General features: G+C 66.9%; 11 protein-coding genes. All 11 read right to left on the reverse strand.

What is annotated here, in order from left to right; all coding sequences use genetic code 11:
- Positions 1-133: 133 nt before the first annotated feature.
- A complete protein-coding gene (locus AB4Y40_RS00715) occupies positions 134-2,056 on the reverse strand; it encodes a PrkA family serine protein kinase (protein WP_069265701.1) in 1,923 nt (640 codons plus the stop codon).
- 773 nt (positions 2,057-2,829) lie between these two features.
- A complete protein-coding gene (locus AB4Y40_RS00720) occupies positions 2,830-3,591 on the reverse strand; it encodes a 2-keto-4-pentenoate hydratase (protein ID WP_368686053.1) in 762 nt (253 codons plus the stop codon).
- 381 nt (positions 3,592-3,972) lie between these two features.
- The gene (locus AB4Y40_RS00725) at positions 3,973-5,757 is read right to left on the reverse strand and encodes a methyl-accepting chemotaxis protein (RefSeq protein WP_368686054.1); all 1,785 of its coding nucleotides are present in this window, start codon (positions 5,755-5,757) and stop codon (positions 3,973-3,975) included.
- A gap of 201 nt (positions 5,758-5,958) precedes the next feature.
- Positions 5,959-6,900 (reverse strand): ribokinase, encoded by a 942-nt coding sequence (rbsK, locus tag AB4Y40_RS00730; protein ID WP_368686055.1) that lies wholly within the window; start codon positions 6,898-6,900, stop codon positions 5,959-5,961.
- A 44-nt stretch (positions 6,901-6,944) separates the two neighbouring features.
- Entirely contained in the window at positions 6,945-7,982 is a 1,038-nt protein-coding gene (locus AB4Y40_RS00735; protein WP_368686056.1) for a LacI family DNA-binding transcriptional regulator, read from the reverse strand.
- 138 nt (positions 7,983-8,120) lie between these two features.
- Complete coding sequence (locus tag AB4Y40_RS00740; RefSeq protein ID WP_368686057.1) at positions 8,121-9,209, reverse strand: ABC transporter permease; 1,089 nt, start codon at positions 9,207-9,209, stop codon at positions 8,121-8,123.
- Entirely contained in the window at positions 9,206-10,918 is a 1,713-nt protein-coding gene (locus AB4Y40_RS00745; RefSeq protein WP_368686058.1) for a sugar ABC transporter ATP-binding protein, read from the reverse strand. Before AB4Y40_RS00745 ends, AB4Y40_RS00740 begins: the two co-directional genes overlap by 4 nt.
- Positions 10,918-11,076, reverse strand: a complete 159-nt coding sequence (locus AB4Y40_RS00750; RefSeq protein WP_368686059.1) for a hypothetical protein — start codon at positions 11,074-11,076, stop codon at positions 10,918-10,920. The genes AB4Y40_RS00745 and AB4Y40_RS00750 overlap by 1 nt, the downstream gene beginning before the upstream one ends.
- A gap of 108 nt (positions 11,077-11,184) precedes the next feature.
- Positions 11,185-12,147, reverse strand: coding sequence for a sugar ABC transporter substrate-binding protein (locus AB4Y40_RS00755; RefSeq protein WP_368686060.1), 963 nt, complete (start codon positions 12,145-12,147; stop codon positions 11,185-11,187).
- Positions 12,148-12,325: 178 nt separating this feature from the next.
- On the reverse strand, positions 12,326-13,303 hold the full coding sequence (gene corA / locus AB4Y40_RS00760; protein ID WP_368686061.1) for a magnesium/cobalt transporter CorA: 978 nt from the start codon (positions 13,301-13,303) through the stop codon (positions 12,326-12,328).
- 196 nt (positions 13,304-13,499) lie between these two features.
- A complete protein-coding gene (locus AB4Y40_RS00765; protein ID WP_368686062.1) occupies positions 13,500-13,946 on the reverse strand; it encodes a hypothetical protein in 447 nt (148 codons plus the stop codon).
- Between the last annotated feature and the right edge of the window lie 67 nt (positions 13,947-14,013).

Raw genomic sequence — 14,013 nt, forward strand, 5'->3', positions numbered from 1 at the left:
TGTTCATTGCCGCGTCTGCCATCGTGCGTGCCGCGTTCACCCGCTCATGGCCACGCCGCCTGCGCCCCGCCGGGGGTCCGCTTGCGCCGCCGCAAAGCTGCGGCAGCGTGCCCGGACGATAAAGCCTCTACGTTCACGACGACTTGCGCACCCGCAGATACCAGTCGCAGAGCAACCGGACCTGCTTCGGCGTATAGCCCTTCGCCACCATGCGGTTGACGAAGTCTTCGTGCTTGCGCTGCTCTTCCGCCGATCCTTTCGCATTGAACGAGATGACCGGCAAAAGTTCTTCCGTGTTCGAAAACATTTTCTTTTCGATCACCACGCGCAGCTTCTCGTAGCTGATCCAGGCCGGATTTTTGCCGGCGTTGGCCGCACGCGCGCGCAGCACGAAGTTCACGATCTCGTTGCGGAAGTCCTTCGGATTGCTGATGCCCGCGGGCTTCTCGATCTTTTCGAGCTCGGCATTCAACGCCGCGCGATCGAAGCTTTCGCCCGTATCGTGATCGCGGAACTCCTGGTCCTGAATCCAGAAGTCGGCGTAGGTGACATAGCGGTCGAAGATGTTCTGCCCGTATTCGGAATACGACTCGAGGTAAGCGGTCTGGATCTCCTTGCCGATGAACTCCGCGTAACGCGAGGCCAGCACGTCCTTCACGAACGACAGATACTTCTGCTCGGTTTCCGGCGGGAACTGCTCGCGCTCGATCTGCTGTTCGAGCACATACATGAGATGCACCGGATTCGCGGCCACTTCGGTCGAGTCGAAGTTGAACACGCGCGAAAGAATCTTGAACGCGAAGCGCGTCGAGACCCCGTTCATCCCTTCGTCCACGCCCGCGAAGTCGCGATATTCCTGGTACGACTTCGCTTTTGGATCGGTGTCCTTGAGGTTTTCGCCGTCGTACACCTGCATCTTCGAGAAGAGGCTGGAGTTCTCCGGCTCCTGCAGGCGCGTGAGCACCGACATTTGCGCCATCATCTTCAGCGTGCCCGGGGCGCACACGGCCTCGGCCAGCGACGAATTGCGCAACAGCTTCTCGTAGATCTTCATCTCTTCCGAGTACCGCAGGCAGTACGGCACCTTCACCACGAAGATACGATCGAGCAGTGCCTCGTTGTTACGGTTGTTGCGGAACGCCTTCCACTCCGACTCGTTCGAGTGCGCGAGGATGATGCCGTTGAACGGAATCGCCCCGAATCCTTCGGTGCCCTTGAAGTTGCCTTCCTGGGTGGCCGTGAGCAGCGGGTGCAGCACCTTGATCGGCGCCTTGAACATTTCGACGAATTCGAGCAGGCCCTGATTCGCGAGACACAGGCCGCCCGAGTAGCTGTATGCGTCGGCGTCGTCCTGGGCGTATTGCTCGAGCTTGCGGATGTCCACCTTGCCGACGAGCGACGAGATGTCCTGATTGTTCTCGTCGCCAGGCTCGGTCTTCGCGATGCCGATCTGGCGCAGGATGGAGGGGAAGCGGCGCACCACGCGGAACTTGCGGATGTCGCCGTTGTACTCGTGCAGGCGCTTCACCGCCCACGGGCTCAGGATGCTGCGCAGGTAACGGCGTGGGATGCCGTATTGCTCTTCGAGTATCGGACCGTCTTCGTCGTAGTCGAACAGCCCGAGCGGAGACTCGTTCACGGGCGAGCCCTTGATCGAGTAGAACGGCACGCGCTCCATGAGCTGCTTCAGACGCTCGGCGATGGAGGACTTGCCGCCGCCCACCGGACCGAGCAGATAGAGAATCTGCTTCTTCTCTTCGAGTCCTTGCGCCGCATGGCGGAAATACGCGACGACCTGCTCGATCACGTCTTCCATGCCATAGAACTCGCGGAATGCGGGATACACCTTGATGACCTTGTTCGCAAAGATGCGCGACAGACGCGGATCGTTGCGGGTGTCGATCTGTTCGGGTTCGCCGATTGCCGTCAGCATGCGTTCGCCAGCCGTGGCGTACGCATTGGGATCTTCCTTGCAGAGCGCGAGATACTCCTCGAGCGAGAACTCCTCCTCTCGCGTTTTTTCGAAGCGGGTCGCGAAGCTGCTGTAGATATCCATGCTACCTCCTCGCCGAGATCTGCGACCGATGTCGTGCGCGGCGCGCTATTCGGAAACGACATCGCTCAAATTCATCCTAAACCCTTTTGAAATTTTTCGCACCGTTAAATCGCGCCTGATGTGCCCTCTAAAGCTAAGCATTATTGAGCGCTTGGAGGGCGCCAGACAACGACTTACAATGATCTTCCCCACTGGTGCAAATTTCAGACCGGGGTCACGCTCCTTCCCAAATGCTGTGCCTGCGTGTTGGCCAATTACGTCGGGCCGGGCATTCGCAGCAAGCCGCTTTTTACCTGGTGTTCGACCGGCTTTTCGCCTTGTCATCCGGCCTGACCGGCGCTACGGCATACGCAGCGTCTCTTCATCCAACGCACCAGTGCAGCGCCGGTGCACACCCATTCGTTACGATTTGTTCGCGAGCCCGCAGAGCGCGCTCGCATTGCGCACTGCCACGCCAATGTTGTGAGCACGCGTCAATGCGATTTTTTTCCCGTTTTACGCGTCGATTTCGCCATCGTCGGTGACCTGCCGCGCATTCCTGCGCGAATGCCAACCGACGCTGCCAGGCCCTGTCGGCAGTAGTGGTTTTCCCGCTCCGATCGAACGACGCGCGATGGAGATGACGCCCGTGACAGGTTGCCAGGTTTACACCCATGAGCCACGCAGTGCGCACAAAAAAATAAAGCCGCCGCGCAATGCGCGCGGCGGCCGTTCGTGAGAGCAAATATGACAGGTGCGACAGTTACATGATGCGCGATGCGCCCCTGGGCGACCTAGACGAACTCGACTTCGACTTCCCCCAGCCCGTCGATGTGGCCGTGCAGGAGGCCCGGTGTATCGATGCGGTGCGCACCGACATAAGTGCCGGTCGTAATGGTCCATTCGGGCTCGATCGTGATGCCCATGGCGGCGCAATGATTGACGAACCAGACCAGCAGTTCGCGCGGATCGCCAGCGGGGTTGCCCGGCGCCTCCGGCACGAGCGAGGCGCCGTCGAACGTCAGTTCGAGCTCCGGCGCGACGAAATCGAGCACGCGGGCAAGCGCCGGGTACGGCAGCGCATGACCGGTCACGAGTGCGCCATTGTTCTGTGCATCGGCGAGCTGGGCGAGCGGCGCGACGTTGGGCCATTGCGCGAAACGGCTATCGACGATCTCGATGGCCGGCAGGATCTGGCCGACGCGCGCGAGCACCTCGTCGCGCGCATAGGCTTCGGCGCGCGGGACGATCGGTTCCGAAAAACGAAAGGCGATCTCCAGCTCCACGAGCACGCGGAAGAACTGGCGGCGCTCGAAGCGCGCCGGCGAGGCGTGCACGAGCGGCGCCGGGATCGGCGCGCCCGAGGCGGGGCCGCCCGGGGCGCGCGCGCCCACCTTCCAGCCGCCCGTGGTCGTTTCGAGCCCGGCGAGCACCGCCTGCTGGATCGCGTAAGCCGTGGCCGCGTCCGGCGGCACGCGCTCAGGTTCCAGCGTTTCGATCAGATGATGATGCCGGCGCGCATTCACGAGGCGTTGCGTGAGATCGTCATGCGTCATGTCGGGTTCCTTGTTTGTGCTGTCATGCGGCGCCGGCGCTCGATGCCGGCGCAATCCGTCCTGCCTGGCGCGGTGCGCCCTCCCTTGCCCCTGCGGCGCGGGTCCTGCCCCTTGCGGCGCCACCCCGTACGGGCCGCGCTCAGGCATCGGCGCGGGCTGAACCGTCCAGCACGACGCCATGCCGCTCGCGGGCACCGCTGGGCGCCGCAGTGTAGCGCGCCGACCGGGCCGCGCAGATGACACGGCTGACAATGTACCGTAACGGCGCTCGTATGGCGCACGGCGGGGCCGCACAACGGGGTCAAAGGCGTAAAAAAAGCCGCTGCGGCGCAGCGGCTGGCACTCGCGCGCGGACGGTCCGCGCGGCGGGTCAGAGGAGTCTCAGAAGGTTTCCCAGTCGCCGCTCGAACCGGCGCCAGACGCCACCGCGCTCACCGGCACGCTCGGGGCCGCGGCGGGCCGTGCGGCCGGCTGGGCGGAGGCGGGAGCCGGAGTGCTGCGCGGCGCGCGCCTCGCCGCGGGCGCAGCAGCCCCGGTGGCCGCTGCCGGGCGCGTGACAGCCCGCGGGACGGCAGCCGTCCTGGCAGCTGCCCGCACGGGCGGCACCGGTGCCGCCCGTCCCGCCGCGTCCTCCAGGTTGAACACCGCGACGGCCTCGCGCAGGCGCCCCGCCTGGTCTTCGAGCGACTGCGCCGCGGCGGCGGCCTCCTCGACGAGCGCCGCGTTCTGCTGGGTCACCTCATCCATCTGCGTGACCGCGCGCGCGACCTGGTCGATGCCGCCCGACTGCTCCTGCGAAGCCGCCGCGATCTCGCCCATGATGTCGGTCACGCGCTGCACCGCGGCGATGATCTCGGTCATCGTGCGGCCCGCCTCGTCGACCAGCGCCGACCCCGCCTGCACGCGCTCGACCGAGGTGTCGATGAGCCCCTTGATCTCCTTGGCGGCCGCCGACGAGCGCTGCGCGAGGCTGCGCACCTCGCCCGCGACCACGGCGAAGCCGCGCCCTTCCTCGCCCGCGCGCGCCGCCTCGACGGCCGCATTGAGCGCGAGGATGTTGGTCTGGAACGCGATGCCCTCGATGATCGTGATGATGTCGGCAATCTTCGCGGAGCTGTCGTTGATGTCGCCCATCGTGCCGACCACCTGACTGACGACCGATCTGCCCTTGTTGGCGATTTCCGAGGCGTTGGCGGCGAGCGCGCTGGCCTGGCGGGCGTTGTCGGCATTCTGCTTCACGGTGCCGGTGAGCTGTTCCATGCTCGAGGCGGTCTGCTGGAGCGCCGAAGCCTGTTCTTCGGTGCGCGACGAGAGGTCGAGGTTGCCCGCGGCGATCTCGCGCGTGGCCGTGGCGATCGATTCGGTGCCCGAGCGTACCGAACGCACCGTTTCGGTGAGGCTGCGCTGCATCTGCGCGACGCCGCCCAGCAGTTCGCCCATCTCGTCGTTGCGGCGCACGACCACGGGCCGGCGCAGATCGCCGGCGGCGATCGCATGGAAAGCGCCGAGCGCTTCGCCGAGCGGCTCCGCAATGGCGCGGCGCAGCGAGAAGAACGAATAGGCGGCCGCGCCGATGCCCACGAGCAGCGCCGCGATGCACGCGATGCGCAGTTCCGAGAACGCGGCCTGGGCGTCGTCGAAGCCCTGCTGCGCTTGCGTCATCTGGAATTTGTCGAGCACGGCGTCGGCCTTCGAGAGCCCGTCGTAGGCTTCCTTGAGCGCCTTGGCGCCCGCCACGACCTTCGCCTGGTCGCCCGACTGGACGGTCGTCATGAACTGGTCCGCGATCTGGTGCAGGGCCTCGCGCCGGGCCCCGACATCCTGGGCGAGGCGCGCTTCCTCGCCGTCGTGCGGCAAGGCCATGTACTTCTTCCAGAAGTCGTCCGACACGCCGCGCAGCATATGTGCACGGTCGATCGTTGCGGCGGCGTCGGATGTACCCAGTTCGAAGGCGGCCCGGTCGAGCGCGAGACGCTCGCGCGCCGCGTAGATCTCGGCCAGGTTGACCGCGTGCGAACTCGGCATCTGGTCGGTGAAGGTCTCGCGATACGCGTCGTTCGAACGCGTGAGACCCAGCAGCCCGACCGCACTGATCGCGACGATCAACGCCGCCAGAAAGCCCATCGTGATGCCGATGCGCGCCTTGATACTGATGCCCTTGCCCATGACTCCCCCAACGCTTGTGGTGTGGTCGGGCCAGCGCCCGACATTGAGTTGTCGCTCTAACAGGCGTTTACGGCACAGGTTTTCATGGTCTTGAAATGTGTATATGGTATGAAGTATTAACGGACTGCATTCATGCGCGGGGTGAATAAGCCATGCCGCGGCCGGCCATGGCTTGTATGGCAGCGAGACGTGCGGATACGCTCAGCCCGCGAGTTCGGCGAGCGTGGGAATGGAAGGTTGAGCGCCCGCGCGCGTGACGGAAACCGACGCCGCGCGCAATGCGAAAGCGATGGCTTCGAGCGCAGGCGCACCGGCAGCCAGGCGCGCGGCCAGTCCGCCGATGAAGGTGTCGCCGGCCGCCGTCGTATCCACCGCATTGACGCGTGGCGCGGGCAGATGGACGGCCGCGGCGCCGTCGAGCAGCGCGCATACGCCCTGCGCCCCGAGCGTCACCAGCACGTTGCGTGCGCCCGCTTCACGCAGCGCCAACGCCGCGCGCGCCGCCTCCTCGGGCGTGCTCGCGGGCAAGCCGGTGAGCGCGGCGGCCTCCAGTTCGTTCGGCACGAGATAGTCGATCAGCGGGAGCCACTGCGCGGGCAGCGGCCCCGTAGCGGGCGCTGGATTGAGGATGGTGATCTTGCCCAGGCGCCGTGCGGCGGCGAGCGCGGCTGCCACGGCGACGGTGGGCGTTTCGAGCTGGCAGACCACGACATCGGCCTGCGCGAGCACGGCTTCATGGCGCGCGATCGTTTCTGGCGTGAGTTCGCCGTTGCTGCCGGCTACGATGACGATGGCATTCTGGCTCGCGTCGTCGACGATGATCAACGCCACGCCGGTCGGCGCGCCAGGCGAGGTTTCGAGCGCGCCGCAGTCGATCCCTTCTGCCATCAGCCCCGCGCGCAATACCTCGCCGTTGCTGTCGGCGCCGACCCGGCCGACCATCGCCACCTGAGCGCCCAGGCGCGCCGCGGCCACCGCCTGGTTGCCGCCCTTGCCGCCGGCCACCTGCGCAAACGCATGGCCCGCGAGCGTCTCGCCGGGAGCCGGCAAGCGCGGCGCACGCGCGACGAGATCCATGTTCAGACTGCCGACCACGGCCACGCGAGCGCGCGCGTCGGTCGGCTTTGCTGCGTCAGTCGTCACGATGCCTCCTCGATGGCTTGCGCCTTCGCCACAGCCACCCTGCCTCAGGCCGCGAGCGGCGCGTACTCCTCGGCACCGACCCAGGGCCCCGTCGATTCGCGCGCGAACAGCGCAGGCGACATGACGCGGCGCCGCGCCCTCGCGCCTTCCTCGCGCGCGTTCGCGATGCGCTCGATCAGCGTGAGCGCCGCCATGTCGCCGAGCGCACGCGCCGGCTGGCCGACCGTCGAGAGCGCGGGCCAGGTGAAGTTGCCGAGCTCGATATCGTCGAAGCCGATGATCGAGCAGTCGCCCGGCACGCGCAAGCCGCGCTCGGCGGCCGCGCGCAAGGCGCCGATGCCCATCATGTCGTTGCCGGCGAAGATCGCGGTCGGCCGCACGCTGTCGAACAGTTGCGCCGCCGCGCGGTAACCGCCCGCGCCGGAAAAGTCGCTTTCGACGATCGCCCCCGGCGCGATCTCCACGCCGCGCTCGGACATGGCGCGCAGGAAGCCGTGCATGCGCATCGCGCTCACCGCGGTCGTCACCGGCCCGGTGATGCAGCCAATGCGCGAGTGCCCGAGTTCGAGCAGATGCCGCGTGGCGAGCCAGGCGCCGCGCTCGTGGTCGATCTGCACGAGATCGGCGTCGAGCCCCTCGATGTTGCGGTCGATGACGACGATCGGCTCGCGCGTATCGGCAAGCGTCGAGGCCAGCACGGCGTCGTCGCCGGCCGAGGCGACGATGAGGCCGTCGATGCGCTTTTCCTGCAGCACGCGCAGGTAGCTACGCTGCTTGGCCGGGTCGTCGTCGGAGTTGCAGAAGAACACGCAGTAGCCCTTGCGCGCGCAGGCGTCCTCGACCCCGCGCGCAAGCTCCGCGAAATACGGGTTGGTGCCGTTCGGCACGAGCAGACCCACGGTCGCCGTGGCACGCGCCTTAAGGGAGCGCGCCACCGCGGACGGCACGTAGTTCAGGTCGCGGATCGCACGCTCGACCTTGGCCCGCACGTCCGCCGACACCGGACGCGAATTGTTCACCACATGCGACACCGTCGTGAAAGATACCCCCGCCACGGCGGCCACATCCTTGATCGTCGCCATATTTATGTTGCTCCTGCTTTTTTGCTGCCCTGTTGCTGCCGGCTCTCTGCGCGCCCGTTGTTGGTTTGGTCTGGCGTCGCTTCCCCGGTCATTTCCGCCGGCCCGCGCTGCATTGCGGACCGCGCCCTCGAAAAATTGTTATGCCCTGCTGCCTCTACGACTTCGCCTGCTGCGGTAAGTGTCGAGCACGACCGCCACGACGATCACCGCGCCGGTGATGATGCGCTTGGTGGGCTCGTTCGCGCCGATCTGCGCGAGCCCCGCGGCCAGCACCGAGATGATCAGCACGCCGAAGAACGTGCTGATGACCGAGCCGCGCCCGCCCATCAGGCTCGTGCCGCCGATCACCACGGCCGCGATCACCTGCAATTCCAGCCCCACGCCGGCGTTCGGATCGGCGGCTTCGAGGCGCGAAATCTGGAACAGCGCCGCGAGCCCCGAAAACGCGCCCATCAGCGCGAACACGATCACCTTGTACGGCCGCGGATCGACGCCCGCCAGGCGCACCGCTTCCTCGTTGGTACCGATACCAATCAGATACCGTCCGAACACCGTGCGCGTCAGCGTGAGCTGCGCGATCACCATCACCGCCACCGCGATCAGGAACGCCGGTGAGATGCCGAATGCGATCGGGTTCGAGAGAAAGTCGAACGCGTCGCCGATATACGCCGTGCGCGAATTCGTCATCTGGTACGCCAGCCCGCGCGCCGCTTCGAGCACGCCGAGCGAGACGATGAACGACGGGATGCGCCAGCCCACCGTCACCGCGCCCGTGAGCGTGCCGGTGGCCGCCGCGGCGACGAGGCCGAGCAGCGCCGCCGGCAGCGCGCCCCAGCCCCACTTGAGCGACGCCACGCTCACCACCGAAGCGCCGAGCGCGAGCACCGAGCCCACCGAAAGATCGATGCCCGCGATGATCAGCACGAAGGTCATGCCCACGGCCATCACCACGAGATCGGGAATCTGGTTCGCGATGGTGCTGAACGTATCGTACGTGAGGAAGTGCGAACTCAGCAGCGAGAACAACACGATCATCGCGATCAGCGCGAGCGCGAGGCCCAGATAGTTCGAAAAGCCAAAGCGCGTCCCCACGGGCTTGCCGCTCGCCTGCATGGCATGCGGCGCCGGCCCGGGCGCCGCGGCCGGCGCGATTTCGGCCGAACGGGTACGCCCACCGCTTTCGTCGCCCTGCGGGGACGGTTGCCCGCGCAACGGATCGTTCGTCATGAAGCGCTCCCTCGTGGGTCGTCGTTGCGTTCCTGCGGCTTGCGCGTTTCCACGTGTGGCGGCACCTCGCCCATCTCCGGCAGATCGCACGCGTTCGCGACCAGCGCATCCTCGGCGCGCAGCCCCGCGAACGCGGCGGCCAGCAGCTTGTCCTGGCTCCACTCGTCGCGACCGTAGATGGCCGTCATCTTGCCCGCCGACATCACGCCGATGCGGTCGCAGATCAGCATCAGCTCGCGCAGGTCGCTCGACACCACCACGAGCGCCCGGCCTTCGCGCGCGAGCGCGCCCATCAGCGCGTAGATGTCGAACTTCGCGCCGACGTCGATGCCGCGCGTGGGCTCGTCGAACAGCACGACGCGCATCGACTGCGTGATGTCGCGGGCGAGCCAGCGGCCGATCACCACCTTCTGCTGGTTGCCGCCCGACAGCTCGCCCACCGGCTGCGCGGGTCCGGACGCGCGGATTCGCAGCGCGTCGATCTGCGTGCGCGCCAGCGTGGTCTCGCGCGCCGCGTCCACCACGCCATAGCGCGATACCGCGCCCACGTTGCCGAGCGTCACGTTCGCGGCGAGCGGCTGCGGCAGCAGCAACCCTTCGCCCTTGCGGTCCTCGGTGATGAGCGCGATGCCAAGCCGAACCGCGTCGGCGGGCGAGGCGATCTGCACCGGCTGCGGCGCCGCGCCCGGCGTGGGCGCCAGCGCCACCGTGCCGCGCTCCATGCGGTCGGCGCCGTAGATGAGCCGCATCAGCTCCGTCCTGCCCGCGCCGATCAGCCCCGACACGCCGAAAATCTCGCCGGCGCGCACTTCGAACGACACGTCGCGCACGGCCTTCGCGCGCGTGAGTCCGTCCACCTTCAGGAGCGGCGCGCCGATGCGCCGCTGCCCCAGATCGATGCGCTCGCCAAGCTCGCGTCCCACCATCAGCGCGACGATGCGCGCGGGCGTGAGGTTGGCCATGGCATCGACCCGCACGAGCTTGCCGTCGCGCAGCACCGCGACGCGCTGCGCGATGCGCTCGAGTTCTTCGAGCCGGTGCGAGATGTAGACGATCGCCACGCCGCGCGCCTTCAGCCGCGCGATCTGCTCGAACAGCAGCTCGACCTCGCGGGCCGTGAGCATGGCCGTCGGCTCGTCGAGGATCAGCACGCGCATGTCGCCGCCGTCAGCACCATCGGCGCCACCGGCGCCGCCGATCAGGTTGCGCGCGATCTCCACGAGCTGCTGATGCCCGATACCCAGCTCCCCGACCGGCGTGTCGGGGTCGATCGCCTCGAGCCCGACCTGCGCCATCGCGGCCCGCGCGTCGTCGCGCAGCCGCCTGCGATCGATCCAGCCGAACCGCAGCGGCCCCGACTGCGGCAGGCGGTCCAGAAACAGGTTCTCCGCAACGCTCAGCGTGGGCAGCAGGTTCAGCTCCTGCATGACCATGCGCACGCCGAGCGCCTCGGCTTCGCGGCGGCTCGCCGGGGCGTAGGGCTGGCCCATCAGCTTCATGCTGCCCGCGCTCGGCGCCGTGAGGCCGCTCACGATCTTCGAGAGCGTGCTCTTGCCGGCGCCGTTTTCCCCCGTGAGCGCAAGCACTTCGCCGGCGTGCAGCGCGAGGCTGACGTCGGCGAGCACCGGCTGCTCGTAGGTCTTGCCGACGCCCGTCACCGTAAGCACGGCGGGCGCAGGCGACGCTACGTCGGGGACATTTGCTTCCATCACGATCCTGTAGTCGCGAGCCGCGCCGCCGGGTTCAACCGGTGAGTCGCGCCGCCCGGATACCGCGGGTCCGCACCGCCGCCGCACGCTCCGGTAGAGCGCGCCTCGAACGGCGCGCCGGGCAGCGATACGCCGCCCAGCGGAAGACGGCCGCCCATGCGGCCATCCCGGTACAAATAACGGCTGCGCAGCGAGATTCTTGAGCGCTTATTGCGTTGCGCACGCAAATACCGCCGCGCCACGGCGTGGCGCCTGCCGGCAGCGCTTCACTTCGTGACGAGCACCACGGGCGTTTCGACGATGCCCGACAACTCCGACTGCTTCTTGTGCTCCTTGAGCGCCTTCAAGGCCGTGTCGATGCCGAACACGGCCTGTTTCGCCGCGAACTGGTCGGCGGTGGCGAGTACGCGGCCGTCCTTGAGCATGGGCTTGATGGCGGCGATGTTGTCGTAGCCGACCACGTACACCTTGCCCTGCTTGCCCGCCGCGCGCACGGCCGACACGGCGCCGATCGCCATGTTGTCGTTGCCGCACAGCAGCGCCTTGATGTCCGGGTATTCATTGAGCATGGCGGAGGCGACGGCGTTGCCCTTGTCGATCTCCCATTCGCCCGACTGCGTCGAGACGATCTTCGCGCTCACGGCGTCCATCGCGTCCTTGAAGCCCGCGGTGCGCTGCTGCGCGTTGGTCGTGGTGGACACGCCCTCGACGATGCCCACCGGGTCGCCCGACTTCAGGCGCCTGGCCAGGTAGTCGCCCACGAGGCGGGCGCCCTTGCGGTTGTCCGGGCCGACGAACGGCACGTTCAGATCCTTGGACTTGAGCACGTCGGCATCGAGCTTGTTGTCGATGTTCACGACGATGATGCCCGCGTCCACCGCCTTCTTCACGACGGGCACGAGCGCCTTGGAGTCGGCGGGGGCGAGCACGATGGCGTCGACCTTCGAGACGATCATCTGCTCGACGATCTGGATTTGCGCGGCGGTGTCGGTCTCGTTCTTGATGCCGTTGGTGATGAGATCGAACTGGTCGGCGTTGTGCTTCTGATAGTCCTTCGCGCCGGTCTCCATGGTGAGGAAGAACTCGTTGGCGAGCGACTTCATGACGAGCGCGACCTTCGGCTTGTGAGGCGCCTGGGCGCGGGCCGCGAGCGGCAAGGCGCCTGTCACGGCGGTCGTGGCGAGCGCGCTGGCGGCGAGAAGGATGCGGCGGCGAATGCGGGAGTTCATGTCTGGAAGTCTCCGGTTTGTCGGGCCCGGCTGGGCCCTGCTTTCTGGTTATGCGCAAACGTTTTCTGCCGGCCCATTCTCGGCGCAGGCGCTGAACGATGTCAACTTCGCTCTGTCACTAGCGTCGCTGGCGGCCATGCGGCGGCGCAACAACGCCCGCCGCGACGCAGAGCCCGCTTCAAAGCCAGTTGATACGACGAAACAGGAAAAACAGGAAGATATCGAGCACGAGCATGGCCGCGAGGCAGATCTGGTAGCCAAACCTGAAATGCAGCTCCGGAATATGCTCGAAGTTCATGCCGTAGATACCCGCGATCATCGTCGGCACGGCAAACAGCGCGGCAAACGAACCGAGCCGCTTGGTCACCTCGTTCTCCGCGAGCGAGATCATGCCGAGGTTCACCTGGATGGCCGTGACGATCATTTCGCGGCGTGCGTCGATCATGTTGGACACGCGCACGAGATGGTCGTACACGTCGCGGTAGTACGCCTGCATGCCCACGCAGATCTGCGGAATGCGCCCGCCCACGAGTTTGCCGACGGCATCCACGAGCGGCGTGACGTGATGCGCGAGGATCACGAGACGGCGCTTGAGCGAGTAGAGATCCTCGATGATCGCGCGCGAGCCCGCGAGGTCGTGCTTGTCGAAGATGCGGTCCTCCAGTTCCTCGATCTCGCTGGAGAGCGTTTCGAGCACGGGCGCGTAGCGGTCGACCACGCTGTCCATCAGCGCGTAGAGCACGAACCCGGAGCCTTCGCGCAGCAATTCGGGTTCGCGCTCGCAGCGCGCGCGAACGTCGGTGAAACCCTGCTGCGCGCGGTGGCGAACCGAGAGCACGAAATTGGGGCCGGCGAATACGTTCACCTGGCCTATGATGACTTCGCCGTCGTCGTCGAGTTCGAGCGTGTGGAGCACGCTGAAGACCGTGTCGCCGTATTCTTCGATCTTCGGCCGCTGGTTGCCGTTCATCACGTCTTCGATGGCGAGCGCATGCAGGCCGAACTCCTCCTTCATCGCCGCCATTTCGCCGGCGTCGGGATCCTTGAGCGCGACCCAGACGAAACACTCGGGCTTCGCCAGATAGTCGCTGATGGCTTCGACCGTGACGTCTGCCAGTTTCTTGCCGCCTTGATACGCGACGCAGTTGATTAGCATGTTCCTTTTCTTCCGCGCGGCGGGTCGCGCCCGCGCCGCTTCGAGTTGCACCGGTTGCCAAGTGTAAGGGGTTCCGTCGACCGGCGGCGTCTGGACGGGGTGCCCGAGCGGCGCGCGCCCGCCTGACGGCGCCTGACTGGCGTTTGGGAGCACTGTCCGTGCCCGCGCGCAACGGTCGTGGCGAACGGCGGCTGGCCTACTGCGCGACGCGGCGGATGCCGATGTGGTGATCCTTGTCGAAGGTGACGCTCGCGCGGTTGGTGTAGCGCGGATCCACGAGAAAGCGCAATTCGATCACGGGATCGAACTGGGTCGTCACGGCGATGCGGTGCACGCCCGGCGTGAGGTAGAACGTGACGTGCTCGCCGTCCATGAGGTCGGTCACGGGCTCACCGTCGAGGTAGACGGGCGCGTCGCGGAATTTGACGATGACGTTGCGGGTGCGCTCGCGGCGCACGTCCACGGCCACGAGGCCCTCGCCCGGCGCGGTGTAGCCAGGCTTCAGGATGCGTTCGGCCGGCACGGGCTTGAACGGCATGGGCTGCGGCTGCTCCTCGGCACAGCCGCCGAGTGCGAACGCGGCGACCACCGTGATGGCGGCGGCGAGACTCGCAATCGACCTGCGCGACGGCAAAGGCGGCATGGGCGCTTTCCCCTCTTCTGACCTCTGGCTGCTGGTTCGCGCCCATCATATCCGCACGGGCGCCAGA

Origin of the sequence: Paraburkholderia sp. EG287B, assembly GCF_040965595.1 — a bacterium.
Classification (GTDB): Bacteria; Pseudomonadota; Gammaproteobacteria; order Burkholderiales; family Burkholderiaceae; genus Paraburkholderia.

What these genes read in the sequence shown, in the direction of transcription:
- AB4Y40_RS00755 (WP_368686060.1), bottom strand. Translation starts at nt 12,147, where the DNA reads ATGAACTCCCGCATTCGCCGCCGCATCCTTCTCGCCGCCAGCGCGCTC.
- AB4Y40_RS00720 (WP_368686053.1), bottom strand. Translation starts at nt 3,591, where the DNA reads ATGACGCATGACGATCTCACGCAACGCCTCGTGAATGCGCGCCGGCAT.
- AB4Y40_RS00715 (WP_069265701.1), bottom strand. Translation starts at nt 2,056, where the DNA reads ATGGATATCTACAGCAGCTTCGCGACCCGCTTCGAAAAAACGCGAGAG.
- corA (WP_368686061.1), bottom strand. Translation starts at nt 13,303, where the DNA reads ATGCTAATCAACTGCGTCGCGTATCAAGGCGGCAAGAAACTGGCAGAC.
- AB4Y40_RS00765 (WP_368686062.1), bottom strand. Translation starts at nt 13,946, where the DNA reads ATGCCGCCTTTGCCGTCGCGCAGGTCGATTGCGAGTCTCGCCGCCGCC.
- AB4Y40_RS00745 (WP_368686058.1), bottom strand. Translation starts at nt 10,918, where the DNA reads ATGGAAGCAAATGTCCCCGACGTAGCGTCGCCTGCGCCCGCCGTGCTT.
- AB4Y40_RS00740 (WP_368686057.1), bottom strand. Translation starts at nt 9,209, where the DNA reads ATGACGAACGATCCGTTGCGCGGGCAACCGTCCCCGCAGGGCGACGAA.
- AB4Y40_RS00735 (WP_368686056.1), bottom strand. Translation starts at nt 7,982, where the DNA reads ATGGCGACGATCAAGGATGTGGCCGCCGTGGCGGGGGTATCTTTCACG.
- AB4Y40_RS00725 (WP_368686054.1), bottom strand. Translation starts at nt 5,757, where the DNA reads ATGGGCAAGGGCATCAGTATCAAGGCGCGCATCGGCATCACGATGGGC.
- AB4Y40_RS00750 (WP_368686059.1), bottom strand. Translation starts at nt 11,076, where the DNA reads ATGGGCGGCCGTCTTCCGCTGGGCGGCGTATCGCTGCCCGGCGCGCCG.